Origin of the sequence: Actinomadura sp. J1-007 (genome assembly GCF_009793335.1) — a bacterium.
Lineage (GTDB): Bacteria > Actinomycetota > Actinomycetes > Streptosporangiales > Streptosporangiaceae > Spirillospora > Spirillospora yumaensis.
In genome coordinates, this window is record NZ_WING01000002.1 from 1,013,047 (window position 1) to 1,038,537 (window position 25,491).

Consider the following 25,491-nt stretch of genomic DNA (forward strand, 5'->3'; position numbering starts at 1 on the left):
CCTGGCGGCTCACGACCTGACCGTGGCTCTGCGAGTGCTGCATCGCTTCGCGATCTGTCCGGGGGAGGCTCGCCTTCGGCCTTGCCTCCCCCGGACAGTCAACGCACTCGCGCGGTAGCTGAGGCCGCTGGAAGCAGGGCGTGGCGTTCGCGGGTCGCTGAGGGGGCGGCTTGCGGCGGGGTCAGGAGCGCGCGGTGGGTGGGCGCAGGGCGGTGAAGAGGTCGTCTTCGCGGTCGGGGGCGCCGGCGCGGTTGTGGACGCGGACGAACGACTCGCTGCCGAAGACCAGCTCCTGGATCTCCTCGGGCAGGCGCAGCAGGAAGATGTTCTCGCCCTGGCTGGCGTGGGCCTGGAGGGCCTTGCGCTTGCGGTCGACGTAGGGCGAGACGTCGACCACGGTGGTGATCAGCTCGTCCGGCGTGCCGAACTCGGCCGGGTCGCCGATCTCCTCCTCCGGGTCGAAGCCGAGGTCGATGCCGGACGACACCGCGTACTCGAACATCCGCCGCACCCCGCTGCGCGGCATCGCCGCGTGGTAGAGCTTGTCGGGAATGCCGGTGCTCTCGGCGGCGGCCATCGTGATCCGGTGCGCCTGGATGTGGTCGGGGTGCCCGTAGCCGCCGTTCTCGTCGTAGGTGACGACGACCTGCGGGCGGTACTTTTCCATGAGCGCGGCGAGCCGCCCGGCGGCCGCGTCGACCGGGACGTTGGCGAACGCCTCGGGGTGCTCGTTGGTGGCCCAGCCGACCATCCCCGAGTCGCGGTAGCCGAGCACCTCCAGATCGGTGATGCCGAGGAGCTGGACCGACTCGTGGAGCTCGGCGAGCCGCCGCCGGGCCACCTCGGCCGCGTCGTGGCCCTCGTCGCCGGGTTTCAGGCCGCCCGAGTCGTCGCCGGCGTCGCCGTTGGTGCAGGTGACCAGAACGGTGCGGATGCCCTCGGCCGCGGCGCGCGCGAGCACGCCGCCCGTGCCCAGCACCTCGTCGTCGGGGTGGGCGTGCACCGCCATCAGGGTGAGTTCGTCCTCCATCCCGCCCACCCTACGGCGGCCGGGTGACAGTCCGGTGCGGCGGGCGTCCCCGTCAGCGCTCCGGCGCGTCCGGCCCCGGCCGTCCGGCCCGACGGGCGGGCCTCCGGCGGCCTCCTCGCGGGCGAGGCGGACGGCGAGGACGCGGCGGCGCACGCAGAACCAGCCGGCGACCAGCGCGGCGACGATCGCCGGGACGGCCGTCACGGTCATGTGGCCCGCGCCGTCGTGGTCGAACCACATCAGCACGACGACGGAGGCGAGGAACACCAGGGTGACCAGCTCGGTCACCGGCGAGCCGGGCAGCCGGTACGCGGGCCGCGCGACCCGCCCGGCGCGCGCGTGCCGGACGAACAGCAGGTGCGAGATCATGATCATCGCCCAGGTCGCGAGGATGGCGACCGCCGCGAAGTTCAGCACGATCTCGAACGCGTCCTTCGGCACCCAGTAGTTCAGCCCGACGCCGAGGACGCAGAAGCCCGAGGTCAGCAGGATCCCGCCGTACGGGACGTGCGACCGGCTCATCGACGTGGTGAAGCGCGGCGCCGACCCGGCCGCGCCGAGCGAGCGCAGGATGCGGCCCGTCGAGTAGAGCCCGGAGTTCAGGCTCGACAGGGCGGCGGTGAGGACGATGAGGTTCATGATGTCGCCCGCCGCGGGCACCCCGAGCCCCGACAGGACCGTGACGAACGGGCTCTCGCCGTCCTTGTAGGCGTTCCACGGCAGCAGCATCGCCAGCAGGACGACCGACCCGACGTAGAAGACCAGGATCCGCCACACGATCGAGTTGATGGCCTTCGGCATGACCTTCTCGGGGTTCTCGGTCTCCCCGGCGGCGACGCCGACCAGCTCCGTCGAGGCGTACGCGAACACGACGCCCTGCACGACGACCAGCATCGGCAGGACGCCCTTGGGGAAGATCCCGCCGCTGTCCAGGACGAGGCCGGGCCCGGAGGCGTGCCCGGCGACGTGGTGGCCGGTGGCGAGCACCCCGATCCCGACGAGCATGAACGCGACGAGCGCGCCGACCTTGACGATCGAGAACCAGAACTCCAGCTCGCCGAAGAACCGCACCGAGACCAGGTTGACGGTCAGCACGACGGCGAGCGCGACCAGCGCCAGCAGCCACTGCGGGACCGGCGCGAACGCCTTCCAGTAGTGCAGGTACAGCGCGATCGCCGTGATGTCGACGATCCCGGTCGTCGACCAGTTGAGGAAGTGCATCCACCCGGCGACGAACGCGCCCTTCTCGCCCATGAACTCCCGCGAGTACGACACGAACGACCCCGACGAGGGCCGGTGCAGGACCAGCTCGCCGAGCGCCCGCACCACCATGAACGCGAAGAACCCGCACACCGCGTACGCGATGGCGAGGGACGGGCCCGCGCTCGCCAGCCGCCCGCCCGCGCCGAGGAACAGCCCCGTGCCGATCGCGCCGCCGATGGCGATCATGTTGACGTGGCGGGTGCGCAGCGACTTGTCGTAGCCGTCGTCTCCCGCGTCCACGTGCGCCGCGCCGACGGCCGGAGCCGTCCGCAGGTCCCGTTCGCTCACGCGTCGTTACCGCCTTTCCACGGTGGGTTCCCGTGCCGAGCCCGAAGCAGTGTGGGGCGGGGGCCCCAAACGTGTCAAAACGCTGCCCGAAACGAGGGAGCTGTAACGCGGGCCCTTCATGCCGTACGGTCCCGGTATGGGCTCGCCGCTGGTACTGCTCGACGTTGACGGTGTCCTCAATCCGTTCGAACGGCCCCATCGCGGCTACCGGCGGCACCGGTGCTCGCCCAACGGGGTGGCGTTCCGGCTGTGGCTGAACGCCGCGCACGGCCGGATGCTGCTCGACCTCGCCGAGGCCGCGGGCGCCGAGCTCGCCTGGGCCAGCTACTGGTGCGACAACGCCAACGAGTGGATCGCCCCCCGGGTCGGGCTGCCGCGCCTGCCGTTCGTGCCCATCCCGCAGTTCCCCGGAGTCGAGGAGGGCCGCACGCTCGGCGCGTGGAAGGCCCGGCACGTGGCGTCGTGGACGGAGGGCCGCCCGTTCGTCTGGTTCGAGGACGAGCCCGACGCCACCGAGTGCGTCGCGGCCGAGCCCGGGATCGGCGACCATCTCCTCGTCTCGATCGACCCGCTCGCCGGGCTCACCGAGGAGCACATCCGGACCGCCGCCGACTGGCTCGCCGCCCGCCCCTGACCCGCCGCCCGCCGCGGCGCCCGCGCGCCGCCCGCCGCCCCGGGCCGCCGCGACGCCGCGCCCGCCGCCTTGACCTTGACGCTAACGGCAACCTCTTAGCGTCCGCGGCATGGCACCTCGTACGACGCGCGCCCGCTCGGCGGCGCGCACCACAGTCCCGGCCATCCCGCCCGCGCCCGCCGGGCCCGCAACCGCCGGAGCCGCGCACCAGGGGCGGGCCCTGCCGTTCTGGCTGCTCACGCTGTTCCTGCTGGCGTTCGCGTTCGGCACCGACGACCTGGTCATCGCCGGGATCCTGCCCGAGATCTCCAGGGACCTCGGCGTCCCGGTCGCGGCGAGCGGGCAGCTCGTCACCGCGTTCGCGCTGGCGTACGCGCTGGGCGCGCCGTTCGCCGCGTTCCTCACCGCGCGGCTGCCGCGCCGCGCGGTGCTGGCCGGCGCGGCGGCCGTCTTCGCCGTCGCCAACCTCGCGGCGGCGGCCGTCCCCTCGTACGGGCTCCTGCTCGCCGTGCGGATCGTCGCCGGCCTCGCCGCCGCGACCGCGTCGCCCGCCGCGTTCGCCGTCGCCGCGACCGCCGCGCCCGAGGGGCGGCAGGGCCGCTTCCTCGCCGTGGTCAGCGCGGGCCTCACCACGTCGCTCGTCGCGGGCGTCCCGCTCGGCACGTGGATCGGCGACGCGCTCGGCTGGCGGGCGACGATGCTGTTCGTCGCCGGGCTCGCGGCCGTCGCCGCGCTCGGGCTGCTGACCAGCCTTCCGGTCCTGCCCGGGGCCGCGCCGGGGCGGATGCGCGACCGGCTGGCCCCGCTCCGCGGCGTCGCGACGGCCTCGGCGCTCCTCGCGATGGTCCCGAGCGGCGCGGGCGGCATGATGACCTACGTCTACATCAGCGAGGTCGCCGGGAACCTCGGGGACGTGCGCGGCGCGGCCCTCGCCCCGCTCATCACCGGCGTCGGGGCCGCCGGGATCGCCGGGGCGCTCGCGGGAGGCCGCGCGGTGGACGCGCTCGGGCCCGTACGGGCGCTGGTGCTGTTCCTCGCCGGGGTGTTCGCCGCGCCGCTGCTGATCGCCGTCCTCGGCGCGGCCGGCGGGCCGTACCCGGTCGCCGTCGTGGCCGTCCTGCTCGTGCTGTACGGGCTGGTGACGTGGGGGATCGCGCCCGCGACCCAGGCGTGGCTCCTGCGCCGCCACGACGGGTCCCCGAACGAGCTGATCGCGCTCAACAACAGCGCGATGTTCCTCGGGTTCTCGGTCGCGGGCGGGATCGGCGGCGCGGCGCTCGGCGCGGGCGGGCCCGTGGCCGTTCCCGCGACGGCGGCGGGATGCGTCGCGCTCGCGCTGGTGTTGTTCGCCGTGGCGCTGCGCCACGGCGAACGGAGCCCGGACGAGGGCGCGCGCCCCGAACGTGAGGAGCGGTCATGATGCGGATCGGCGAGGTGGCGCGGTACGCCGGGGTGACTCCGCGCGCCCTGCGCTACTACGAGCAGCAGGGCCTGGTCCGGGCCGCGCGCGACCGCAACGGCTACCGCGTGTACGACCCGGAGACCGTCCACCTCGTCCGCAACGTGGCCCGCCTGCTGCGCGCCGGGCTCAGCTCCGAGGACGTGCTGAGCTTCGGCGACTGCCTGAGGAGGGAGCACATGGACCTCGGCGCCGGCCCGGAGTGCGCGCCGCTGCTGGACGTCTACGCCGAGCGGCTCGCGATGCTGGACCGGCGGATCGAGGCGCTCGCGGGGCTGCGCGACCGCCTGGCCGCCGAGATGGACCGCGTGCGCGGCCGCCTCGGCGGCCCGGGGGCCGGGGCGCCGGCGGGTCAGCAGGCGCCGAGCAGCCCCGACAGGGCGGACTTCTCGGACGAGTCGACGGTGAGCCCGTAGCGGTACTTCACGTCGATCCACGACCGGGCGTACATGCAGCGGAACGAGGCGAGCGGCGGCTTCCACAGCGCCGGGTCCTTGTCGCCCTTCGCCTGGTTGACGTTGTCGGTGACGGCCCAGAGCTGCGCGCTGTCCAGGTCGTTGGCGAACGCCTGGCGGCGCGCGGTCGTCCAGGCGCTCGCGCCGGACCGCCACGCCTCGGCGAGCGGCACCATGTGGTCGATGTCGAGGTCGGCGGGCTCGGTCCACCTCGCCCCGTCGTACGGGCTGGTCCAGGAGCCGGACGTCGGCGCGCAGTCCGACCCGGTCCGGACGCCGGTGCCGTCGCGCTTGAGGACGGTCTCGCGGGTGTTGCAGGCGCCGGAGATCGTGATCCAGTGCGGGAACTTCTCGCGGCTGTAGCCGGTCATGGAGCCCTCGGCGGCGACCTTGAGCGCCGTGAGGTGCCGGCCGGCCTCGGCCGCGCCGGGCGGAGGCGGCGGCGCGGCGTGCGCCGCGGTCGCGGTGGCGGTGACGGCGGTGGTCGCGACGGCCGCGGCGACGGCGGCCCCGGCGGCGAGTGAGGCGGTGGACGTGAGAGCGGTGGCGACGATCCCCGTGCGCTTCACGGAGACTCCTTTTCGCTCGGGAGCAGGGGCCGCCAGTCTCAGATAGGTAAATAAACCCGACATGTCCGTTAGGTAAGCGGAGATCACAATTCGATAACGGCAATGGTCCGCCACGGTCACGTACGTCCCTGCTCGATCGCGCTCCGGCTCCCGCCGCACGGGCCGGAGGCGGGGGAGGGGACGGTCGGCGGCCCGGGGACGTGCGTCAGGGGCCGCTTACGTCGCGGCCCGGCGGCCCGGCAGGATGGGGGCGCCGCTGTGCCCCTGACGAAGGAGTTCCGATGAGTTCACTCGCCGGCCGCGCCGCGCTCGTCACCGGAGGAGGCAGGGGGATCGGCCGCGCCGTCGCCCTCGGCCTCGCCGCCGACGGCGCGCGGGTCGCGGTCGCCTACCGCCGCGACGAGGAGGCCGCGCGCAAGACCGTCGCCGACATCGAGGCGGCGGGCGTGCGGGGCGCCGCGTTCCGCGCGTCGGTGGACTCGCCCGACGACTGCCGCGCCCTCGCGGCGAGCCTGGAGGACGGCTTCGGCGGGATCGACATCCTCGTGCACAGCGCCGGGATCGCGAGCCGGGGCCGGAGCGTCGCCGACACCGACCCCGCCGAGCTGGCCCGCGTCCTCGGCGTGCACGCGCTCGGCGCCCACCACGTCTGCCAGGCGGTGCTGCCCCAGCTCCGCCGCGCCGAACGGGGCGACGTCGTGTTCGTCTCCAGCGTGATCACCGACATGTTCCCGCCGTTCAGCGCCCCGTACGCGATGGGCAAGGCCGCCATGGAGGCGCTCGCGCGCACCCTCGCCAAGGAGGAGCGCGCCAACGGCATGCACGTCAACGTCGTCGCGCCCGGCCTCGTCGACACCGACATGGGGCGCCGCCTCGTCCGCGCCACGATGGGCGTCGAGGACATCAGGGAGCAGGACGCCTCGTCCCCGTACGGGCACGTGTGCTCGCCGGAGGAGGTCGCGGCCGTCGTCCGGTTCCTGGTCTCGGACGCCGCCTCGTACGTCACGGGCCAGCGGGTGGTCGTGGACGGCGGCACGTTCTGACCGGCGGCCACCCGTACGGCCGCCCGTACGGCCGCCTCAGGTGCGGGTCCAGTCCGGCTGGACGAAGTCGGCGACCCGCGCCTCCCGGCCGAACAGCACCACCTCGCGGAACTGCCACAGCATCGCGCCCGTCGGCGCGTGCACGACCCAGCCGGGGCCGAGCCGCATCTGGAGCATCCGCGTCCCGCCGGGCCGCGGCTCCCAGTGCGGCGTATCGTCGGCCGCGAGCCGTTCGAGGCTCACGTGGTGGACGGAGTGGACCTCGTCCGGGCTCGGTCGCGGCGGCCCGGGGTTCGCCGGCGCGACCACGACCGGCGTGATCGCGAACCCGGACGCCGCCGGGAAGTCGTCCAGCCTGCCGAGCACCCGGCCGGGCCCCACCGACAGCCCGACCTCCTCCTCCAGCTCCCGCAGCGCCGCCTCGCCGGCGGTCTCGCCCTCCTCCGCGCGCCCGCCGGGCAGGCCCCACTGGCCCGCGTTCCGCCCCCGGTACGCCCGCTTGATCAGCATCACCGACGGGACGCCGCCGCGGTCCAGGACGCAGATCACCACCCCGGCCCGCCGCATCCCGGGCGCGTCCGGCACGGTCGTGTGCCGGAACGCGCCGAGCCGCGCGGCGGCCGTCTCCCGGAACGCGGCGAGGTCGGTCAGGTGGCTCGGCAGGCGGTCGGTCATCGTCCGATGATCTCAGGCGTCCCGCGCGTACCTCGCCGGGGAGGTCCCCACGGACGCGGTGAAGTCGCGGACGAAGTGCGCCTGGTCGGCGTACCCCAGCTCGGACGCGAGGGCGGCCCAGTCGGCGCCGCCCGCGGCGGCCCGGCCGGCGGCCTCCAGCATCCGGAACCGCCGGATCACCCACTTCGGGCCGATCCCCACGTACTCGTGGAAGAGCCGCTGGAGGCTGCGCGGGCTCGTCCCGAGCTCGGCGGCCAGCTCGTCCACCCGGACGATCCCGGGCCCGTCCGCGATCCGCGCGACGATGCCCGCGACCCGTTCCGCCCTGGGGTCGGGCGGGGGACGCCGCCCCTCCAGGAACGCCGCGAGCGCCCCGACGGCCTCGCCCGCGTCCCGGGCGGCGAAGACCGCCTCGCCGAGCGCCCTCCCGTCGTCCCCGAAGACCTCCTCAACGGAGGGGAACCGCCCGGTGAGCGCGGACACCGGGCCGTCCAGGAACGGCCTGAACCCGCCCGGCCTGAACGCCGCGCCCACCACGCGCCCCTCGCCGGAGATCTCCTCGGTGAACGCCTCGCGGACCACGCCCGCGACCCGCGCCCGCGTCGCGCCGGACGTCAGGTAGCCGGTGAACGTCATGTGCACCGAGGGCCGCGTCAGCACCCGCTGCCGGTGGGGCCCGCGCCCGCGCAGATCCCAGCGCAGCACCCAGAAGTGCTCCACGAACGCCGCGAGCCCCGGCGGGACCGGGACCCGTTCCACCCCGAACCAGCGCAGCCCCTCCCGCGCGTGGAGGATCCCGCCGGCAGAGCTCACCGCACCAGGCTAGGCGTGACGGGTTTCTTCAAGACCCGCCCCACCCGCCCCGTTAACGTGAACGTGTGTTCGACCAACCGAGGAAAGCGACCATGGAACTGCGTGAACTGATGCTGCCGGCCGCCGAGGCGGCGGCGCGGATCGTCCAGGGCGTCCCCGCCGAACGGCTCGCCGCGCCCACGCCCTGCCCGGGCTGGGACGTGCGGACCCTCGCCAACCACCTGGCCTTCTGGACCGGGCGGGGCGAGACCGCCGCCGCCAAGAAGCCCCCGTCCGGCCCCGGCGAGGACCACGACTTCACCGCCGAGGACGGCTGGGCCGCCGCGTTCGCCGCACAGGCCCGCGCCACGGCCGCCGCCTGGACCGACCCCGCCGCGTGGGAGGGGAACACCAGCCTCACCGGCGCCCGGCCGGGGATGCCCGCGCCCGTCATCGGCGGCATGATCCTCGGCGAGTTCGTCATGCACGGCTGGGACCTCGCCGTCGCGACCGGGCAGGACCCCGCCCTGCCCGACGACGTCGTCGCCGGCGCGTGGGAGGAGCTGCGCCCGACCGCCGCGATGGGCCGCGAGTACGAGGCGTTCGGCGACGAGGTGCCCGTGCCCGAGTCGGCGCCCCTGCTGGACCGGGTGCTCGGGCTCTCCGGCCGCGACCCCCGCTGGACGCCCTGACCCGGCGGAGGCCCCGGGGTGCGCGCGACGCGCCGGGTTCCGCGCGGGTCCCGGCGGAGGCCCCGGCCCCGCGCGGGTCCCGGCGCGAGCGGGGGCCCGCGCGCTCTACCCTTGGAGCATGTCTTCGACCTCTTCGATCCGTGTGCGCTTCGCGCCGTCCCCGACCGGCATGTTCCACGTGGGCGGCGCCCGCTCGGCGCTGTTCAACTGGGTGATGGCCGAGCAGTCGGGCGGGACCCTGGTGCTGCGGATCGAGGACACCGACGCCTCGCGCAACAGCCCCGAGTGGACCGAGGGCATCATCCGGGCCCTCGCCTGGCTCGGCATGGACGGCGGCGAGTACGAGGGCCCCTACTTCCAGTCCGCCAACGCCGACCGGCACCGCGACGCGGTGCGCGCCCTGATCGACCAGGGCCGGGCGTACTACTGCGACTGCACCCGCGACGACGTCGTCGCCCGGACGGGCGACCAGCACAAGGGCTACGACGGCTTCTGCCGCGACCGCGGCCTCGGCCCGGGGCCCGGCCGCGCGCTGCGGTTCCGCACGCCCGACGAGGGCCAGACGACGGTCGTCGACCTGCTGCGCGGCAAGCCCGTCTTCGAGAACGCCGTCCTGGAGGACTTCGTCATCGCCCGCGCCGACGGCTCGGTGACGTTCCTGCTCGCCAACGCGGTCGACGACATGAGCCAGGGCATCACCCACGTCGTGCGCGGCGAGGAGCACCTGTCCAACGCGCCCAAGCAGCAGCTGCTGTGGGAGGCGCTCGGCGGCGAGCCGCCCGTCTGGGCGCACGTCCCCGTGATCGTCAACGAGAAGCGGCAGAAGCTGTCCAAGCGCCGCGACAAGGTCGCCCTGGAGGACTACCGGGCCGAGGGCTACCTCCCCGAGGCCATGCGCAACTACCTGATGCTGCTCGGCTGGGCGCCGGCCGGCGACCGCGAGATCGTCCCGTGGGACGTCGTGGTCGAGGAGTTCCGCATCGAGGACGTCAACACCTCGCCCGCGTTCTTCGACGTCAAGAAGCTGCGCGCCATCAACGGCGAGTACGTCCGCGCGCTCCCGGCCGAGCGGTTCGCCGCCGAGTGCCGCCCGTTCCTGGACGACGCGCCGTTCGCGTACGACCCGGCGGTGTTCGACCGCCTCGCCGAGCTCGCCCAGACGCGCGTGGCGGTGCTCTCGGAGATCGTCCAGATGGTCGACTTCGCGTTCCTCGACGAGCCGGTGTTCGACGAGCAGTCGTGGAACAAGGCCATGAAGGAGCCCGCCGCCGAGATCCTCGCCGCCGCCGAGGACGCCTACCGCGACGCGCCCTGGGAGGCCGACGAGCTGAAGACGCGCCTTGAGGCCGTCGGCGCCGCCCGCGGCCTCAAGCTCGGCAAGACCCAGGCACCCGTCCGCGTCGCCGTCACGGGCCGTACGGTCGGGCTCCCGCTGTTCGAGTCGCTGGAGATCCTCGGCCGCGAGAGGACCCTCGCCAGGATCGCCGCCGCCCGCGCCAAGCTCGCCTCCGCCTGAGCCCTCGGCCGGACCGTTCAGCGGAAGCTGATCGCGCCGGGGAAGTGGCCGGACGCGCACACGAAGCGCATCCGCCCCGCCCCGGGCGTGCCGAGGTCGACGCGGGTCTCGCCGTTCACCGGAAGGACCACGTCGAGGTCGCGGCCGGGGATCGTGAACGCCCGCGTGTGCCCGCGCGTGTTCCGCGTCCTGAGGACGAGCACCGTCCGCGTCCCGGCGCGGGCGCTGAGCACCGCGGGCCGGTACCCCTGGTCCAGCGCCCACACGGTCACGACCTGCGTCCCGGACGGGTCCACGCGCACGAACCGCGCCGAGTCGTCCGCCCCGGCCGCGGCGCCGCCGCCCTCGGGCAGCCAGCCGCCGAGCCGCAGCCCCGACATCAGCGTCCACCCCGCGACGGCGATCAGCCCGACGGCGAGCAGCGCGGTCAGCCGCCCGCGCAGCAGCGCCAGCGACCGGCCCACCGTCACGCCGACGAGCCCGAACAGCGGCGCCGTCCCCAGCACGAACCCCGCCATCACCGCCGCGCCGCCGACCGCCGAACGCGACGTCACGGCGAGGAGCTCGGCCGACAGGGTCAGCCCGCACGGGACGAGAACGGTCGCCGCGCCCAGCGCCACGGGACGCCGCAGCCGCCCCGCTCTCGGCCCGTCGCAGGCCGCGCCGGAACGCCCGTCGCAGCGTTCCCCGCCCCGGGAAACGCGCCCGCGTCCGAGCAGCCGCCGCGCCGGACGGAATCCGAGCAGGTCGAGCGCGAAGACCACCAGCATCGACGCCGCGACCGCGAGCAGCGCGCCGCGCACGCGCGGACCCGGCTGCACCGCCCCGCCCGCCAGCCCCAGCACCGCGCCGAGCACCCCGTGCGCGGCCAGTTTCGCCCCGAGGAACGCGCCGACCGCGCGCGCGTCACGCCGCAGCGCGCGCCGCACCCCCGCGCCGCGCCCGGCTCCCGCGCCGCGCCCGGCGTCCGCGCCGCGCCCGGCGTCCGCGCCGCGCCCGGCGTCCGCGCCGCGCCCGGCTCCCGCGCCGCGCCCGGCGTCCGCCGGGGCGTCGCGCGTCCCCGCCAGGGAGCCGGTGAGCATGCCGAGCTGGACGGCGGCGCACGACGTCCCTCCCGCCAGCAGGCCCGTACCGGCGCCGGTCAGGAAGAGCGCGGCGGCGTCCATGGTCCCCACCTCCGCCGCGGGACCCTCCCCAGGGCGGCGCGCCGCCAAGCGTCACCGGGGGAAAGGAGTCACTCGCCCGATTCGCCGGATCCGGTCAGCGCGTCGGCGAGGTCGGCGAAGCGCCGCTCCAGCTCCTCGTACTCGGGCCGCAGGGCGGGCGGGACGGCCTCGGCGACCGCCTCCAGCTGCTCGCGCGCGGACGCCAGCCGCGCCGACAGCCCGGACGCCTCGCCGGGACCGCGGGAGGCGTCGTCGGCGGGCCGCGCCTGGAGCAGGGCCGCCTGCTCCCGCAGCAGCGCCGCCTGCTCGCGCACCAGCGTGGTCTGGTCGCGGAGCTGCTTGTTCTTGTTGTGCAGCTCGACGAACACCGACACCTTGGCGCGCAGCACCCACGGGTCGAACGGCTTGGAGATGAAGTCGACCGCGCCCGCCGCGTAGCCGCGGAACGCGTAGTCGGGGTCGCTGTTGACCGCGGTCAGGAAGATGATCGGCAGATCGCGGGTCTTCTTGCGCCGCTTGATGTCGCGGGCCGTCTCGAACCCGTCCATGCCCGGCATGACGACGTCCAGCAGGATCACCGCGTACTCGTCGGTGAGCAGGGCCTTCAGCGCTTCCTCCCCGGAACGCGCCCGGACCAGGTCCTGGTCGAGCGAGCTGAGGATCGCCTCCAGCGCGATGAGGTTCTCCTCGCGGTCGTCCACGAGCAGGATCTTCGCCTTGTCGTCCACGCGTGCATTCTCTCCGATCCCATCGGGGCCCCGCCGCCGGCCGCCGGAACGCGCGCCCACCGCGACCCTACTGCCCCGTCGCCTCCCCTACCTCAGCGGACGATGGAGGGTTGCAGCCAGTTCCGCATGACGTCAAGGAGATGGTCCACGTCGACGGGCTTCGGGACGTAGTCCGACGCGCCGGACTCCAGGCTCTTCTCCCGGTCGCCCTTCATCACCTTCGCCGTGATGACGATGATCGGCAGCTCGGCGAACTGCGGCATCTCCCGGATCGCCGCGGTCGTCGCGTAGCCGTCCAGGCCCGGCATCATCACGTCCATCAGCACCAGCGCCACGTCCGGGTTGCGGTGCAGGACGTCGATCCCCGCCTGCCCGTCCTCGGCGTACAGCACGTCCATGCCGTACCCCTCCAGCACGCTGGTGAGCGCGAACACGTTGCGGACGTCGTCGTCGACGATGAGGACCTTGCGGCCCGACAGGACCGTGTCGAGGAAGTCGGCGGGCGGCTCCTCCAGCAGCCCGTTCAGGTTCTGCTCGCCGTTGCGGGAACGGCTCGCCCGCGACGGCCGGTCGGCGGGCAGCACCGCCCCCACCGCCTCCGGCCCCGCGCCGCCGCGCGAGCCGCGGACCGGGCCGGCCGCGCCCCCGGCCTCCGCCCCCGGGGCCGCCTCGCCGCCGGGCAGCGCCGCGCGCCGCCGGCCGTCGGGCTCGCTGTACTGGGCGGGCAGGAACAGCGTGAACACGCTGCCGTTCCCCGGCTCGCTCTCGGCGTGGATCTCGCCGCCGAGCAGCCGCGCGATGTTGCGGCTGATCGACAGGCCGAGCCCGGTGCCGCCGTAGCGGCGGCTGGTCGTCCCGTCCGCCTGCTGGAACGCCTCGAAGATCACCTGGAGCTTGTCGGCGCTCACCCCGATGCCGGTGTCGATCACCCGGAACGCGATCACGTCCGCGGTGTTCCACAGCACCGGCAGCGTGAAGTCGATCTCTCCGGCCCGCTCGATGAGCAGCCGCACCTCGCCCTCGCCGGTGAACTTCACCGCGTTCGACAGCAGGTTGCGCAGCACCTGCTGGAGCCGCTGCTCGTCGGTGTGCAGCGTCGCCGGCACGTCCGGCGCGACCTCCACCGCGAAGGCGAGGCCCTTGTCGACCACCAGCGGACGGAACGTCGCCTCGACGTAGTCGACCAGCGACTGCACCGGCAGCCGCTGCGGGTGCAGCTCCATCTTCCCGGCCTCGACCTTCGCCAGGTCCAGGATGTCGTTGATCAGCTCCAGCAGGTCGGTGCCCGAGTCGTGGATCGTCCGCGCGAACTCCACCTGCTTGTCGGTCAGGTTGCCGCCCGGGTTCTCCGACAGCAGCTTGGCCAGCACCAGCAGGCTGTTGAGCGGCGTGCGCAGCTCGTGCGACATGTTGGCCAGGAACTCCGACTTGTAGCGCGAGGAGATCGCGAGCTGCTCGGCGCGCTCCTCCAGCGTCCGCCGGGCCTGCTCGATCTGGAAGTTCTGGATCTCGATCGCGCGGTTCTGCTGGGCGAGCAGCGCCGCCTTCTCCTCCAGCTCGGTGTTGGAGTGCCGCAGCTCGCCCTGCTGCCGCTGCAACTCGTCCGACCGCTCCTGGAGCTCCTGCGCGAGCCGCTGCGACTCCGCGAGCAGCGCCTCGGTGCGGGTGTTGGCGCTGATCGCGTTGAGCGTGACCCCGATCGTCTCGATCAGCTGGCTGAAGAACGCCAGGTGCACGTCGGTGAACCGGCCGAACGACGCCAGCTCGATCGCGCCCAGCACCGCGTCCTCGAACACGATCGGCAGCACGATGATGTTGACCGGGGACGCCTCGCCGAGCCCCGACCCGACCTTGACGTAGTCGGACGGCGCCTCGCCGATCAGGATCGTGCGGCGCTCCTGCGCGGCCTGCCCCACCAGGCCCTCGCCGAGCGCGAACCGCACCGTCCCGGTCCGGTGCCGGCGGCTCCCGTACCCGGCGATCAGCACCAGCTCGGTCTCGTCGCCGGAGTTCTCGGCCAGGTAGAACGCCCCGTACTGCGCGCTCGCCGTCGGCGTCAGCTCCCGCATGATCAGCTCCGCCACCTGCATCAGGTCGCGGTGGCCCTGCATCAGCCCGCCGATCCGGGCCAGGTTGGTCTTGAGCCAGTCCTGCTCCTCGTTGGCCCGGGTCGTCTCCCGCAGCGTCGCGACCATCAGGTTGACGTTGTCGGACAGCTCGGCGACCTCCCCGCGCGCCTCCACCGTGATGGTGCGGGTCAGGTCGCCGGTCGCGACCGCGCTCGCCACCTCGCCGATCGCGCGGACCTGCGTGGTCAGGTTGCCGGCCAGCTCGTTCACGCTCTCGGTCAGCCGCTTCCACGTGCCCGACACGCCCTCGACCTCGGCCTGCCCGCCGAGCCGCCCCTCGCTGCCGACCTCGCGGGCCACCCGGGTGACCTCCGAGGCGAACGACGACAGCGTGTCGACCATCGTGTTCAGCGTCGTCTTCAGCTCCAGGATCTCGCCCTGCGCGTTCACGTCGATGCGGCGGGTCAGGTCGCCGTGCGCGACCGCCGTCGCGACCTGCGCGATGTTGCGGACCTGGTAGGTCAGGTTGGACGCCATCCCGTTGACGTTGTCGGTGAGGTCCTTCCACATGCCGCCCGCGCCCGGCACGATCGCCTGGCCGCCGAGCCGCCCCTCGGTGCCGACCTCGCGGGCCACCCGGCTGACCTCGTCGGCGAACGCCGACAGCGTGTCGACCATCGTGTTGATGGTGTCCTTCACCTGGAGGATCTCGCCCTGCGCGTCCACGGCGATCTTCTTGGTCAGGTCGCCCTGCGCGACGGCCGTGGTGACCTGCGCGATCCCGCGCACCTGGAGGGTCAGGTTGTTGGCCATCGAGTTGACGTTCTCGGTGAGGTCCTTCCAGACCCCGCTGACGCCGTGCACCTTCGCCTGGCCGCCGAGCCGTCCCTCCGTGCCGACCTCGCGCGCCACGCGGGTCACCTCGTCGGCGAACGCCGACAGCGTGTCGACCATCGTGTTGACGGTGTCCTTGAGCTGGAGGATCTCGCCCTGCGCGTCGACCGTGATCTTCTTGGTCAGGTCGCCCTGCGCGACCGCGGTCGTCACCTGCGCGATGTTGCGGACCTGGTAGGTCAGGTTGGACGCCATCCCGTTGACGTTGTTGGTCAGGTCCTTCCACACGCCGCTGCCGCCCGGCACCCGCGCCTGCCCGCCGAGCCGCCCCTCGGTGCCGACCTCCCGCGCGACGCGGGTCACCTCGTCGGCGAACGCCGACAGCGTGTCGACCATCTGGTTCACGGTCAGCTTGAGCTGGAGGATCTCGCCCTGCGCGTCCACCGTGATCTTCTTGCCCAGGTCGCCGTCCGCGACCGCGGTCGTCACCTGCGCGATGTTGCGGACCTGGTAGGTCAGGTTGTTGGCCATCGCGTTGACGTTGTCGGTCAGGTCCTTCCAGACCCCGCTCACGCCGCGGACGTTGGCCTGCCCGCCGAGCTGCCCCTCGGTGCCGACCTCGCGGGCCACCCGCGTCACCTCGTCGGCGAACCCCGAGAGCTGGTCGACCATCGTGTTGACGGTCAGCTTCAGCTCCTGGAGCTCGCCGGTCGCCTCGACCGTCACCTTGCGCGTCAGGTCGCCCTTGGCGACCGCCGTCGTCACGTCGGCGATGTCGCGGACCTGCGCGGTCAGCCGGCTCGCCATCACGTTCACCGCCGCGTTGACGTCCCGCCAGCGGCCCGTCATCCCGCGCCCGGACGCCTGCCCGCCGAGCCGCCCCTCGGTGCCGACCTCCCGGGCGAACTGGGTGACCTCCCACGTGAAGTGGTCCAGCAGCTCCACCATGCCGTTGACCGACTTCGCCATCCGCAGCAGCTCGCCCCGCATGGGACGGCCCCGGACCCGCAGCTCCACCCGCTGGCCGAGGTCGCCCGCCGCGACCGCCTCCACCACCTTGGACATCCCGACCGCGAGATCGGTCAGCTTGTCGAGGATGGCGTTGCAGTCCTCCACCGCCGTCGCCCACGTCCCGCGCAGCGCGCCGGGCGTCAGCCGCCCCTGGAGCTGGCCCTCCCGGCCGATCTCCCGCCTGATCCGGCTCAGCCCGGTCGTGACCTGGTCGGCGTTGTCCCGGATCTCCTCCAGGATCCCGGCGGCCTCCGCGACCGACCCCTCGCCGGGCACGTTCAGCTCGCCGCGCGCCTTGCCGTCCCGCACCGCCGCCAGTGCCCTGAGCAGCGGTTCCAGGTCGGCGTCGCTGTAGCGCGGAGTGGTGTCGCGGGACCCGCCTCCGTTGTGGCGGGCACGAGACGCGGTACGGGGCATGCTGTTCCATCCTCCTGGCCCGCGATGGTGGGGCGCCCGGAATCCACGGACACCTTGGTTCTTCGGGCCGCATCAGTACTCTACGTCGCCGCGGGGCGGCGAATCCGCCCGCGACGGGGGCGGACGGGGCCGTGACCTCCCCGTCCCCGGGCTTGTAGCCTTCGTGTTACGGTCTGTCGTGTTGTGACGGCGGGCCCGTTCGACCCCGGTTCCGGACGGCCCCTCCCATCCGGCGGGACCCGCCCGCCCCGGCGGCCGGGCGCACGGCTCGTCCGCAGGTCAACCGGCAGATACCCGGCCGCGGCTCCGCGCACTCCACGCGGCCCGCGGGCCCTGCTCGCCTGGCCGACCGGACGGCCAGTCTGTCACGATAGCCAGGCCCGGGTATTTCGGAAACGAACGCTTCGAATGAGGGACGACTGTTGGATCGGCAGACGGTGTCGGCCACCTTCCCGTCCGTCGCCACCGCGGTGGCGGACGCGCGCCGCTTCGTCAGGCGGGTGCTGGCCGACTGGGACATGGACGAGGCGATCGACGACGCCGTCCTCGCCACCAGCGAGCTCGCCACCAACGCCATCGCCTACGCCGGCACGTCGTTCGAGGTCTCCTGCCGCCTGACCGCCGGCGAGATCCAGGTCGAGGTCCGCGACCTGCACCCCACCCGCGCCATCGAGATGCCCGGCGTGACCGCCTCCAGCGGCCGGGGCCTGCCGTCCATCGCCCGCCTCGCCGACTCCTGGGGCGTCTCGTACGACAAGCGGAGCAAGGGCGTCTGGTTCCGGCTGCCGCAGCCCGCCCCGTCCGATGGCGCGGCGCCCGGCGACGGCGCGGACGACGCGGAGGCCGTTTCCCCCGACTCCCCGAGACTCGAAGAGGGCCCCGCCGAGACCGGCGAGACCGGCGGGCCGGTCGACATCGATGAGACCATCGAGGCGTTCGAGGCGGCCGACCCCATCGGCGCCGCCGCGGCGTCCGAGACGGCCGAGACCGGCGAGGTCCCCGACGTCCGCGACGTCCGTACGCCGGAGGGCAACGGCATCGCCCCGCACGGAGCCCAGGCACGAGCCGCGCAGTCCCGAGCGGCCGCCGCGCAGGCCGCCGCAGCGCAGGCCGCCTCGGCCCGCCGCCCCGACCTGCGCGCCGGTGAGTTCGGCGAGACCGCGGGCGACGGCCGCATGACCGTCGAGGGACGCATGGACGGCGGCGACCCGACCATGGGCGGCGAGGCGCGGACGGCCGCCGAGGGCGCCGCCGAGGTCCCCGCCGCCGGCGACCGGCTGCTGCGGTCCCCGGCGGCCCGCGAGTCCCTGGAGGACGCGGTCGGCTCGGTCCGCGAGGTCCTCGACGCCGAGGGCGCCGCCGTCCTGCTGACCGAGCGCGACGGACGGCTGATCATGGGCGCGTCGTCCGGCACGGCGGGGGAGCGCTCCCTCGGCGAGCTGTCGGTCGTCAGCCTCGGCCCCGACGCCCGCGCCGGCTCGCCCTGGGTCTCGTCCGACACCTCCGACCCGATCGCCGCCGCGCTGAAGGCCCGCTCGCTCGCCGCCGCCCCGCTGGAGTCGCAGGGCCGCCTCACCGGCCTGCTCGTCGCCGTCTCGTCCGCCCCCGGACGGTTCGACGCGGCCGACGGCGTACGGCTCGGCCGCCTGGCCGACGAGATGTCGCTCTCCTTGGAGAAGGCCAGGGTGGGCGAGCTGGAACGGTCCTGGCGCGGCTGGCTGAGCTTCGTCGCCGAGGCCAGCGACCTGCTCGCCGGCACCCTCGACCAGGAGCGCACCATGGCCCTGGTCGCCCAGCTCGTCGTCCCGCGCCTCGCCACCTGGTGCGCCGTCTACACCGTCGGCGACTCCGGCAAGGCCGACCTCGCCTACGTCTGGCACGCCGACGAGACCCGTTCCGACGCGCTGCGCGAGCTGCTCGCCCACGCCGACGTCGGCCCCCCGACCGACGACCCCGGCCCCTGGAACGGCCCCGGCACCGCGCCCGAGGAGATCCGCGCCGCCGCCGGGCCCACCGCCACCGACCAGGCGTACGCGTTCCCCCTGATCGCCCGCGGCCGCCGCATCGGCGTGATCGTCATCGGCCGCCCCGCCGGCGACCGGTTCCCGCGCAGCGCCGTCGAGCTGGCCGAGGAGCTGAGCCGCCGCGCCGCCCTCGCCGTCGACAACGCCCGCCTGTTCTCCGCGCAGACCGCCATGAGCAGCGCCCTCCAGCGCAGCCTCCTGCCGCCCGCCATCCCCGACATCCCCGGCCTGGAGGTCGCGGTGGTGTACGAGCCGGCGGGCGAGGGCAGCGAGGTCGGCGGCGACTTCTACGACGTGTTCGACACCGCGGGCGGCCCGGCGACGCCGACGCCCGCGTCCCGCTGGCGGTTCGCGATCGGCGACGTGTGCGGCACCGGCCCCGAGGCCGCCGCCGTCACCGGCCTCGCCCGGCACGCCCTGCGGATCCTGTCGGCCGAGGACATGTCCGTCCCCGAGGTGCTGACCCGCCTCAACCGGCTGATCCTCGGCGAGGGCGAGCGGGGCCGCCTGCTGACCCTGCTGCACGGGGAGATCACCGCGAGGCCGCGCCGGGACGGCGTGACGATCAGGCTCACCAGCGCGGGCCACCCGCCGCCGCTGGTGCTCGACCCCGACGGCGGGGTGCGGGAGGCGGCGTCCCCGCAGCCGCTGCTCGGAGTGTTCGACGGCGTGGACTTCCACACCGACACCGTCCAGTTGCGGCGCGGCGAGGTGCTGCTGTGCGTGACCGACGGCGTCACCGAGCGGCGCGACGGCGCCAGGCTGCTCGGCGACGGCCACGGCCTGGAGAAGCTCCTGGCCGGCTGCACCGGCCTCAGCGCGGGCGCGGTGGCCGCCCGGATCCAGCGGGCCGTCCGCGACTTCGGACCCGAACCCTCGAACGACGACGTTGCCCTGATAGTTCTCCGGGCTTCATGATGGAGCCCGACAATCGGTAAGGTGGGGTGGCGTGGGGCTTGCCTTGCACACGACACGACAGGACGGCCGCGCGACGATCGCCGCGCGCGGCTCGATCGACCTGCATTCCTCCGACGAGCTACGGTCGCGGCTGGCCGAGCTGGTCGACGGGGGAGAGCGCGAGGTCGTGGTCGACTTGACGGCGGTCGACTTCTGCGACTCCTCCGGCCTCAACGTCCTCGTCCGCGCCTACAAGCACGCGCGGGCCCAGAACGCCACACTGACCGTCACCGGCGCCTACGGCCGCGTCGAGAACGTCCTGCGCACCACGGGACTCGACAGATTCCTGATCGGCGGAGCCGCCGGGGAGGGCGTGAGCTGATGCGGCTCCCCCTCCCGGACGGCCCCCACGCCCGCGACGCCGCAGCCCGCCACCGCGGCACCGACCGGAACGGCGACAAGGCGAGGTGACCGGGCCCATGACCGAGACCACTCTGCGGGCCGCGCCGCAGACCGAGGCGGTCGAGTACGCCCGCCGCCTCGCCGCCCGCACGATGCGCACCTGGGCGCTGATGGAACGCGAGGAGCTCGTCACCGCCATCGTGGCCGAGCTCGTCGCCAACGCCGTACGGCACGCGGGCACGGCCCTGGAGCTGCGCCTCGTACGCAACCAGGGCCGCATCCGCGTCGAGGTCCGCGACCGCGCGGCGCAGCTGCCGCGCCTCACCGTCCCCGGCCCCCTCGACGAGTCGCACCGCGGCCTGTTCATCGTCGACCGCTTCGCGTCCTCCTGGGGCGCCGACCCGGTCAACGGCGGGAAGGTCGTCTGGGCCGAAGTGACCATCTGACCCCACCCGGACGGCCCGGCGGACGCGCCCGGCCGCCGGAGCGGAAGAGCCCCGCACCGGTTCCTGAGGGGACCGGGAGCGGGGCTCTCGCACGTCGGGCCGGGGGAGCGGGTCAGCGCGTCTCGCGGTACAGCTCCGCCACCATGAACGCCAGGTCGAGCGACTGCCCGCGGTTGAGGCGCGGGTCGCAGGCCGTCTCGTAACGCTGGTGCAGGTCGTCCTCCACGATCGGACGGCCGCCGCCCACGCACTCGGTGACGTCGTCGCCGGTGAACTCGATGTGAATGCCGCCCGGATGCGTCCCGAGCGCCCGGTGCACCTCGAAGAAGCCCGCGACCTCGTCCAGCACCGCGTCGAGCCTGCGCGTCTTGTGCCCGCTCGGCGCCTCGAACGTGTTGCCGTGCATCGGGTCGCACACCCAGGCGATCGGCGCGCCGCTGCGGTGCACCTTCTCGATCAGCGGCGGCAGCGCGTCCCTGATCTTGCCCGCGCCCATCCGGGTGATGAACGTCAGCCGTCCCGGCTCGCCCTCGGGGTTGAGCCGCTCGATCAGCGCCAGCGCGTCGTCGGCGGACGTCGTCGGGCCGAGCTTCACCCCGATCGGGTTGCGGATGTGCCGCAGGAACTCCACGTGCGCCCCGTCGAGCTGCCGCGTCCGCTCCCCGAGCCACAGGAAGTGCGCCGACACGTCGTACGGCCTGCCGCTGAGGCTGTCGATCCGGGTCAGCGCCCGCTCGTACTCCAGCAGCAGCGCCTCGTGGCTGGAGTAGAACTCCACCCCGTGGAACTCGTCCGGGTTGGCCCCGCACGCCTTCATGAACGTCAGCGCCCGGTCGATCTCCCCGGCCACCTGCTCGTAGCGGCGCCCGGCCGGGCTCTGCGCGACGAAGTCCTGGTTCCAGGCGTGCACCTGCCGCAGGTCGGCGTACCCGCCCTTGGTGAACGCCCGGCAGAGGTTCAGCGTGACCGCCGAGCAGTGGTACGCCTTCAGCAGCCGCTGCGGGTCGTTCCTCCGCGACTCCTCGGTGAAGTCGAAGCCGTTCACCGCGTCGCCCCGGTAGGCCGGCAGCTCCACGCCGCCCCGCGTCTCCACCGGCTTCGACCGCGGCTTGGCGAACTGGCCCGCCATCCGCCCGATCTTCACGACCGGCACGCTGGCGGCGTACGTGAGCACCACCGCCATCTGCAGCAGGGTCTTCAGCTTGTTGCGGACGGCGTCGGCCGTCGAACCCGCGAACGTCTCGGCGCAGTCGCCCCCCTGGAGGACGAACGCCTCACCGCGCGTGACCTCGGCGAGGCGCCCCTTGAGCAGCTCGCACTCGCCCGCGAACACGAGCGGCGGCTGGGCGGCCAGTTCCGCCGTGACCGCCCGTACCTCTGCGGGGTCGTCCCAATCGGGTTGCTGGAGGGCGGGGAGGGCGCGCCATGCGTCCAAATCTCCCGTGACGCTGGATGTACTCACGGTCGACAAGGCTATGGCACCCGCGCCCCCGGCGGCACTATCGGTACAGCTCCGGCGCAGCAGCCCAGACGCACGCGATCGAGCCCGCGTGACCGGAAACGCGACGCAACCGCGACAGAAGCGCGGCGGAATCGAGACGCGGATTCGGCCTGGAAAGCGCGAGGCCGGGCGGTGGGGGCCGCCCGGCCTTCGTTCGTTCGCGTCCGCCGTCAGGCGGCGCGGCTGCCGGCCGCGGCCGGGGTGCGCTCAGCCTCGTCCGGGACGGGCATGTGCGCGCCCGCGAGCGCCCGGCGGCCGCTGAGGTCGGTCTCGGTGGCGAGCTGCCTGAGCCGCCGCAGCGACCGGTCGGTGATCTGGCGGACCCGGTTGTGGCTGAGGCCGTAGCGGGCGCCGATCTGGGCGTACGACAGCGGCTGCCCGTTGTCCATGCCGAACCGGGCCCGGACGATCGCCGCCTCCCGTTCCGGCAGGCGGTCGAGCAGCCTGACCAGGCCCTCGATGTCGTCCAGCGCGAGGATCTCCGCCTCGGGCGTCACGGCCTCGGGGTCCTCCAGCAGGTCGCCCATCGGCGTCTCGCCCGCCTCGTCCACGGTCGCGTCCAGGCTGGCCGGGTCGCGCCGCCAGCGCAGCAGCTCGTCGACGTGCTCGGGCTCGGCGCCGAGCGAGGCGGCGAGCTCGTCGCGGCTCGGCTCGCGGCCGAGCTCGCGGCCGAGCTGGCGCTCCGCGCGGCGCAGCCGCGACAGCTCCTCCTCCACGTGGACGGGCAGCCGGATCGTCCGGGCGGTGTGGCTGAGGCCACGCCCGATCGCCTGCCTGATCCACCATGTCGCGTAGGTCGAGAACTTGAACCCGCGGCGGTAGTCGAACTTCTCCACCGCGCGCATCAAGCCCAGATTGCCCTCTTGGATGAGGTCGATGAGGGGCAACGAGTCGGTCGGGTACTTGCGGGCGATCGAGACCACGAGGCGCAGATTGGCCTCGACGAAACGCTGCTTCGCGCGCAGCCCCGCCGCGGCCAGATCCTCCAGCTCCTCCCGGGTCGCGCCCGCGGGCACGGTCCCCTCGTCGAGAAGCTGTTCGGCGTACAGGCCCCCCTCGATCGCCTTCGCCAGATCGACCTCCTCCTGCGCGTCGAGCAGGGGGGTGCGGCCGATCCGGTCGAGATACGCCCCGACAAGGTCCTTGTCGGGGGCGTCGACCCTGTCGCCCTTGGTACGGGTTGCAGCCATCCTGACCCTTCTCCGGTGCGATCTCCCTGAGAGGACAACGTCTAATTACCGCTCTGTGATTCCCGATTCAGGAATACTGCGAGGCTGACAGCGGCTCTACACGTCCTGATACCCCGACCGAGGAGAAAACGACATGGCGACGGTCACACTCACCGCGGAGAACTTCGACGAGGTGGCCCAGGGCGAGGGGATCGTGCTGGTCGACTTCTGGGCCTCCTGGTGCGGGCCGTGCCGGCGCTTCGCGCCGATCTACGAGAAGTCCGCCGAGAAGCACGACGACATCACGTTCGCCAAGGTCGACACTGAGGCCCAGCCCGAACTGTCCGAGCGCTTCGGCATCGCGTCCATCCCCACCCTCATGGCCATCCGCGACGGCGTCATCGTCTTCGCCGAGCCCGGCGCCCTGCCCGACACGGTCCTGGAGAACGTGATCGAACAGGTCCGCGGCCTCGACATGGACGACGTCCGCAGCCGCCTGGAGCAGTGACCTGCTAGAACGCCCCCGAACGGGCCGCGATTCCCCCGGCCTCCGCGCCGCCCGCGCAATGCCGGGGGAGGGACGTCCCTCGAACGTCACGCGATGCCGCAACCGGCACGCGGAGACACGCCCGCACCGCGCTCAGCCCGCCCCCAGAGCTGGCCTAGGGGCAACACCAGTCCGTCCGCCAGGCCACCCTTTCCCGGCCATAACGCCAGAGTTCAGCTCCTCGCCCGAGACCCCCATGCACAGCGCCGACGGGCCAGCCGACCCGCGCCCTCCCGCGCTTCCCAAGGGACGAAACGCAGGTCATGGGTGTGGAGTGATGGCGAGGGAGGGTACGGCCCCCTGGGACGCATGTGCGAGGTGCGCAGCGGAGGAGAACGGGACGACCGGCGGATACTGACCGGTAGCGGACGTGATCGGGCAACGGGTTGCGACCGATCGCCCCTCGTCGGGAGCGGGCCCGTTCACTTCGCGGCTTCCCCGGCGTCCGGGTTCCCGGACCTCCGGCCCTGGACCGCGCCGCCGGACGGGAGTCCGATGGACGCGACACCGCGTCAGGAAGGAGTGACCGCCATGCCCGCGCAACTGCGTTCACCCCGCTCGGTACTCCGCACGTTCGTCCGCTCCGCGCCCGTGGCCCGGCTCCGCCAGGCCGGCGGCCCCATCCGCGCTGAGGACTACGTCGAGGACGGTGTCTACGTCATCCGGGCCGACCTGCCCGGCGTCGACCCGCTCCGCGACATCGACGTCACCGTTCACAAGGGAATCCTGGAAATCAAGGCGATCCGCCGAGACCTTCTGAAGAGCCGCCGTCGCGCGGAGATCTCGTACGGCTTGTTCCGCCGGGTCATGACCCTCCCCGCCGGCGCCGACGGTGACAGCCTGACCACTCGCTACGACAGCGGGGTCCTGGAGGTCGCGATCGCTCTCCCGGGCGCCCGTCCGCCGACGCCGATCCGCCGCTGAACGACCCCGGAGCGCCGTTCGTCGGACGCCTCCCCTGGCGGAGGCACCGGACCGCCCCTGCGTGGCCCGTCCGGTGCCGGCATGGTCGATGATGGGTCCATGCTCGCCGATGTCGTCGACAAGCTCGTGTGCCCCGTCTGCGGTTCGGATCTCGTACTGGAGGAACGGAGCCTGCGCTGCGAGCGGGGCCACGCGTTCGACATCGCGAAGCAGGGATACGCCAACCTCCTCCCCGGCAACGCGCGGCCGGGAACGGCCGACACCGCCGAGATGGTCACGGCCCGCGAACGCTTCCTCGGCGCCGGTCACTTCGACGCGCTCACCTCCCTCCTGGCGGAACGAGTCGCCGCCGACCTGAGGGGCAAGGCTTGGATACTCGACGCGGGAGCCGGCACGGGCCACTACCTGCGCGCCGTACTCGACAAGGTTCCAGAAGGAGTCGGCCTGGCCGCCGACATCTCCAAGTACGCGGCCCGACGCGCGGCCCGTTCACACCCCCGCGCCGGCGCAGTGGTGACGGATCTGTGGCGCCCGTTGCCCGTACGCGACAGCGCGGCCGACGCCATCGTGAACGTGTTCGCCCCCCGCAACGCCGCCGAGTTCCACCGCGCACTGCGCGACGACGCAGCGCTCTACACGGTGACCCCCGGACAGTCCCATCTCGGCTCCCTGGTCCAGCCGCTCGGGCTGCTGTCCGTGGACGAGGGCAAGACCGCTCGTACGGACGCGGCCCTCGCCGGCTACTTCACCCTGCATTCGCGTCACGAGCTGCAAGAAGAAGCAGTCCTCACCCACGAAGAGGTCACGACCCTCGTCGGCATGGGCCCGAGCGCGCACCACGTTCCGGCGGAAGCGCTGCAAGAACGCCTGGACTCCCTACCGGACCCGCTCCCAGTGCCGTTGTCCTTCGTGCTCTCCGTCTTCCACCGGCTTCAGTAGC

21 protein-coding genes are annotated in these 25,491 nt (G+C 73.6%); 12 read left to right on the forward strand and 9 right to left on the reverse strand.

Annotated features, from left to right (window positions below):
• Positions 1 to 181 precede the first annotated feature (181 nt).
• Complete coding sequence (locus GEV43_RS52290; RefSeq protein ID WP_160825607.1) at positions 182 to 2,581, reverse strand: amino acid permease; 2,400 nt, start codon at positions 2,579 to 2,581, stop codon at positions 182 to 184.
• Between the two features lie 136 nt (positions 2,582 to 2,717).
• On the opposite strand from GEV43_RS52290, the gene GEV43_RS38590 reads away from it, so the two are divergent.
• From GEV43_RS38590 to GEV43_RS38600, 3 genes are all read left to right on the forward strand, one after another.
• Complete coding sequence (locus tag GEV43_RS38590) at positions 2,718 to 3,215, forward strand: HAD domain-containing protein (RefSeq protein WP_160825608.1); 498 nt, start codon at positions 2,718 to 2,720, stop codon at positions 3,213 to 3,215.
• Between the two features lie 109 nt (positions 3,216 to 3,324).
• Entirely contained in the window at positions 3,325 to 4,635 is a 1,311-nt protein-coding gene (locus tag GEV43_RS38595) for an MFS transporter (RefSeq protein ID WP_160825609.1), read from the forward strand.
• Positions 4,632 to 5,090 (forward strand): MerR family transcriptional regulator, encoded by a 459-nt coding sequence (locus GEV43_RS38600; RefSeq protein WP_241684200.1) that lies wholly within the window; start codon positions 4,632 to 4,634, stop codon positions 5,088 to 5,090. Before GEV43_RS38595 ends, GEV43_RS38600 begins: the two co-directional genes overlap by 4 nt.
• Here GEV43_RS38600 and GEV43_RS55500 read toward each other — a convergent pair.
• Complete coding sequence (locus GEV43_RS55500; protein WP_309240162.1) at positions 5,027 to 5,698, reverse strand: HNH endonuclease family protein; 672 nt, start codon at positions 5,696 to 5,698, stop codon at positions 5,027 to 5,029. The two genes, GEV43_RS38600 and GEV43_RS55500, sit on opposite strands and share 64 nt — an antisense overlap.
• A gap of 281 nt (positions 5,699 to 5,979) precedes the next feature.
• Here GEV43_RS55500 and GEV43_RS38610 point away from each other — a divergent pair, with 281 nt between their 5' ends.
• Complete coding sequence (locus GEV43_RS38610) at positions 5,980 to 6,741, forward strand: SDR family NAD(P)-dependent oxidoreductase (protein WP_160825611.1); 762 nt, start codon at positions 5,980 to 5,982, stop codon at positions 6,739 to 6,741.
• 36 nt (positions 6,742 to 6,777) lie between these two features.
• On the opposite strand, the gene GEV43_RS38615 is transcribed toward GEV43_RS38610, so the two are convergent.
• Positions 6,778 to 7,416 (reverse strand): CoA pyrophosphatase, encoded by a 639-nt coding sequence (locus GEV43_RS38615; RefSeq protein WP_160825612.1) that lies wholly within the window; start codon positions 7,414 to 7,416, stop codon positions 6,778 to 6,780.
• Positions 7,417 to 7,428: 12 nt separating this feature from the next.
• A complete protein-coding gene (locus GEV43_RS38620) occupies positions 7,429 to 8,229 on the reverse strand; it encodes an AraC family transcriptional regulator (protein ID WP_206681578.1) in 801 nt (266 codons plus the stop codon).
• 92 nt (positions 8,230 to 8,321) lie between these two features.
• Here GEV43_RS38620 and GEV43_RS38625 point away from each other — a divergent pair, with 92 nt between their 5' ends.
• Entirely contained in the window at positions 8,322 to 8,900 is a 579-nt protein-coding gene (locus tag GEV43_RS38625) for a TIGR03086 family metal-binding protein (protein WP_160825613.1), read from the forward strand.
• Positions 8,901 to 9,018: 118 nt separating this feature from the next.
• On the forward strand, positions 9,019 to 10,416 hold the full coding sequence (gene gltX / locus GEV43_RS38630; RefSeq protein ID WP_160825614.1) for a glutamate--tRNA ligase: 1,398 nt from the start codon (positions 9,019 to 9,021) through the stop codon (positions 10,414 to 10,416).
• A gap of 17 nt (positions 10,417 to 10,433) precedes the next feature.
• Here the strand turns inward: gltX and GEV43_RS38635 are convergent, their stop codons facing one another.
• The 3 genes from GEV43_RS38635 to GEV43_RS38645 all read right to left on the reverse strand — a co-directional run bounded on the left by GEV43_RS38635 (position 10,434) and on the right by GEV43_RS38645 (position 16,641).
• Positions 10,434 to 11,582: a sulfite exporter TauE/SafE family protein gene (locus GEV43_RS38635; RefSeq protein ID WP_160825615.1), complete on the reverse strand. Its 1,149-nt coding sequence runs from the start codon at positions 11,580 to 11,582 to the stop codon at positions 10,434 to 10,436.
• A 68-nt stretch (positions 11,583 to 11,650) separates the two neighbouring features.
• Positions 11,651 to 12,310, reverse strand: coding sequence for a two-component system response regulator (locus tag GEV43_RS38640; RefSeq protein WP_160825616.1), 660 nt, complete (start codon positions 12,308 to 12,310; stop codon positions 11,651 to 11,653).
• Positions 12,311 to 12,402: 92 nt separating this feature from the next.
• Positions 12,403 to 16,641 (reverse strand): HAMP domain-containing protein, encoded by a 4,239-nt coding sequence (locus GEV43_RS38645; protein ID WP_160825617.1) that lies wholly within the window; start codon positions 16,639 to 16,641, stop codon positions 12,403 to 12,405.
• Positions 16,642 to 17,063: 422 nt separating this feature from the next.
• Here GEV43_RS38645 and GEV43_RS54265 point away from each other — a divergent pair, with 422 nt between their 5' ends.
• From GEV43_RS54265 to GEV43_RS38665, 3 genes are all read left to right on the forward strand, one after another.
• Positions 17,064 to 19,583, forward strand: a complete 2,520-nt coding sequence (locus GEV43_RS54265) for a SpoIIE family protein phosphatase (RefSeq protein WP_302931356.1) — start codon at positions 17,064 to 17,066, stop codon at positions 19,581 to 19,583.
• Positions 19,584 to 19,614: 31 nt separating this feature from the next.
• A complete protein-coding gene (locus GEV43_RS38660) occupies positions 19,615 to 19,944 on the forward strand; it encodes an STAS domain-containing protein (protein ID WP_160825618.1) in 330 nt (109 codons plus the stop codon).
• 97 nt (positions 19,945 to 20,041) lie between these two features.
• Positions 20,042 to 20,410 carry an ATP-binding protein gene (locus GEV43_RS38665; RefSeq protein ID WP_175250993.1) on the forward strand — a complete coding sequence of 123 codons (369 nt, stop codon included), beginning with the start codon at positions 20,042 to 20,044 and terminating at the stop codon, positions 20,408 to 20,410.
• A gap of 112 nt (positions 20,411 to 20,522) precedes the next feature.
• On the opposite strand, the gene GEV43_RS38670 is transcribed toward GEV43_RS38665, so the two are convergent.
• Together GEV43_RS38670 and GEV43_RS38675 are read right to left on the reverse strand one after the other, a co-directional pair.
• Entirely contained in the window at positions 20,523 to 21,872 is a 1,350-nt protein-coding gene (locus tag GEV43_RS38670; RefSeq protein WP_309240163.1) for a class II 3-deoxy-7-phosphoheptulonate synthase, read from the reverse strand.
• 209 nt (positions 21,873 to 22,081) lie between these two features.
• Complete coding sequence (locus GEV43_RS38675; RefSeq protein ID WP_160825620.1) at positions 22,082 to 23,101, reverse strand: RNA polymerase sigma factor RpoD/SigA; 1,020 nt, start codon at positions 23,099 to 23,101, stop codon at positions 22,082 to 22,084.
• Between the two features lie 133 nt (positions 23,102 to 23,234).
• On the opposite strand from GEV43_RS38675, the gene trxA reads away from it, so the two are divergent.
• From trxA to GEV43_RS38690, 3 genes are all read left to right on the forward strand, one after another.
• Positions 23,235 to 23,588, forward strand: coding sequence for a thioredoxin (gene trxA / locus GEV43_RS38680; protein ID WP_160825621.1), 354 nt, complete (start codon positions 23,235 to 23,237; stop codon positions 23,586 to 23,588).
• Positions 23,589 to 24,158: 570 nt separating this feature from the next.
• Positions 24,159 to 24,551, forward strand: coding sequence for an Hsp20/alpha crystallin family protein (locus tag GEV43_RS38685; protein WP_160825622.1), 393 nt, complete (start codon positions 24,159 to 24,161; stop codon positions 24,549 to 24,551).
• Positions 24,552 to 24,650: 99 nt separating this feature from the next.
• On the forward strand, positions 24,651 to 25,490 hold the full coding sequence (locus GEV43_RS38690; protein WP_160825623.1) for a putative RNA methyltransferase: 840 nt from the start codon (positions 24,651 to 24,653) through the stop codon (positions 25,488 to 25,490).
• The last annotated feature ends 1 nt before the right edge of the window (position 25,491 follow it).

Excerpts from the sequence above, each read along its gene's own strand:
- GEV43_RS38590 (WP_160825608.1), top strand. The coding sequence starts at position 2,718 with ATGGGCTCGCCGCTGGTACTGCTCGACGTTGACGGTGTCCTCAATCCG.
- GEV43_RS38595 (WP_160825609.1), top strand. The coding sequence starts at position 3,325 with ATGGCACCTCGTACGACGCGCGCCCGCTCGGCGGCGCGCACCACAGTC.
- GEV43_RS38600 (WP_241684200.1), top strand. The coding sequence starts at position 4,632 with ATGATGCGGATCGGCGAGGTGGCGCGGTACGCCGGGGTGACTCCGCGC.
- GEV43_RS38610 (WP_160825611.1), top strand. The coding sequence starts at position 5,980 with ATGAGTTCACTCGCCGGCCGCGCCGCGCTCGTCACCGGAGGAGGCAGG.
- GEV43_RS38615 (WP_160825612.1), bottom strand. The coding sequence starts at position 7,416 with ATGACCGACCGCCTGCCGAGCCACCTGACCGACCTCGCCGCGTTCCGG.
- GEV43_RS38625 (WP_160825613.1), top strand. The coding sequence starts at position 8,322 with ATGGAACTGCGTGAACTGATGCTGCCGGCCGCCGAGGCGGCGGCGCGG.
- gltX (WP_160825614.1), top strand. The coding sequence starts at position 9,019 with ATGTCTTCGACCTCTTCGATCCGTGTGCGCTTCGCGCCGTCCCCGACC.
- GEV43_RS38635 (WP_160825615.1), bottom strand. The coding sequence starts at position 11,582 with ATGGACGCCGCCGCGCTCTTCCTGACCGGCGCCGGTACGGGCCTGCTG.
- GEV43_RS38645 (WP_160825617.1), bottom strand. The coding sequence starts at position 16,641 with ATGCCCCGTACCGCGTCTCGTGCCCGCCACAACGGAGGCGGGTCCCGC.
- GEV43_RS38665 (WP_175250993.1), top strand. The coding sequence starts at position 20,042 with ATGACCGAGACCACTCTGCGGGCCGCGCCGCAGACCGAGGCGGTCGAG.
- GEV43_RS38675 (WP_160825620.1), bottom strand. The coding sequence starts at position 23,101 with ATGGCTGCAACCCGTACCAAGGGCGACAGGGTCGACGCCCCCGACAAG.
- trxA (WP_160825621.1), top strand. The coding sequence starts at position 23,235 with ATGGCGACGGTCACACTCACCGCGGAGAACTTCGACGAGGTGGCCCAG.
- GEV43_RS38685 (WP_160825622.1), top strand. The coding sequence starts at position 24,159 with ATGCCCGCGCAACTGCGTTCACCCCGCTCGGTACTCCGCACGTTCGTC.
- GEV43_RS38690 (WP_160825623.1), top strand. The coding sequence starts at position 24,651 with ATGCTCGCCGATGTCGTCGACAAGCTCGTGTGCCCCGTCTGCGGTTCG.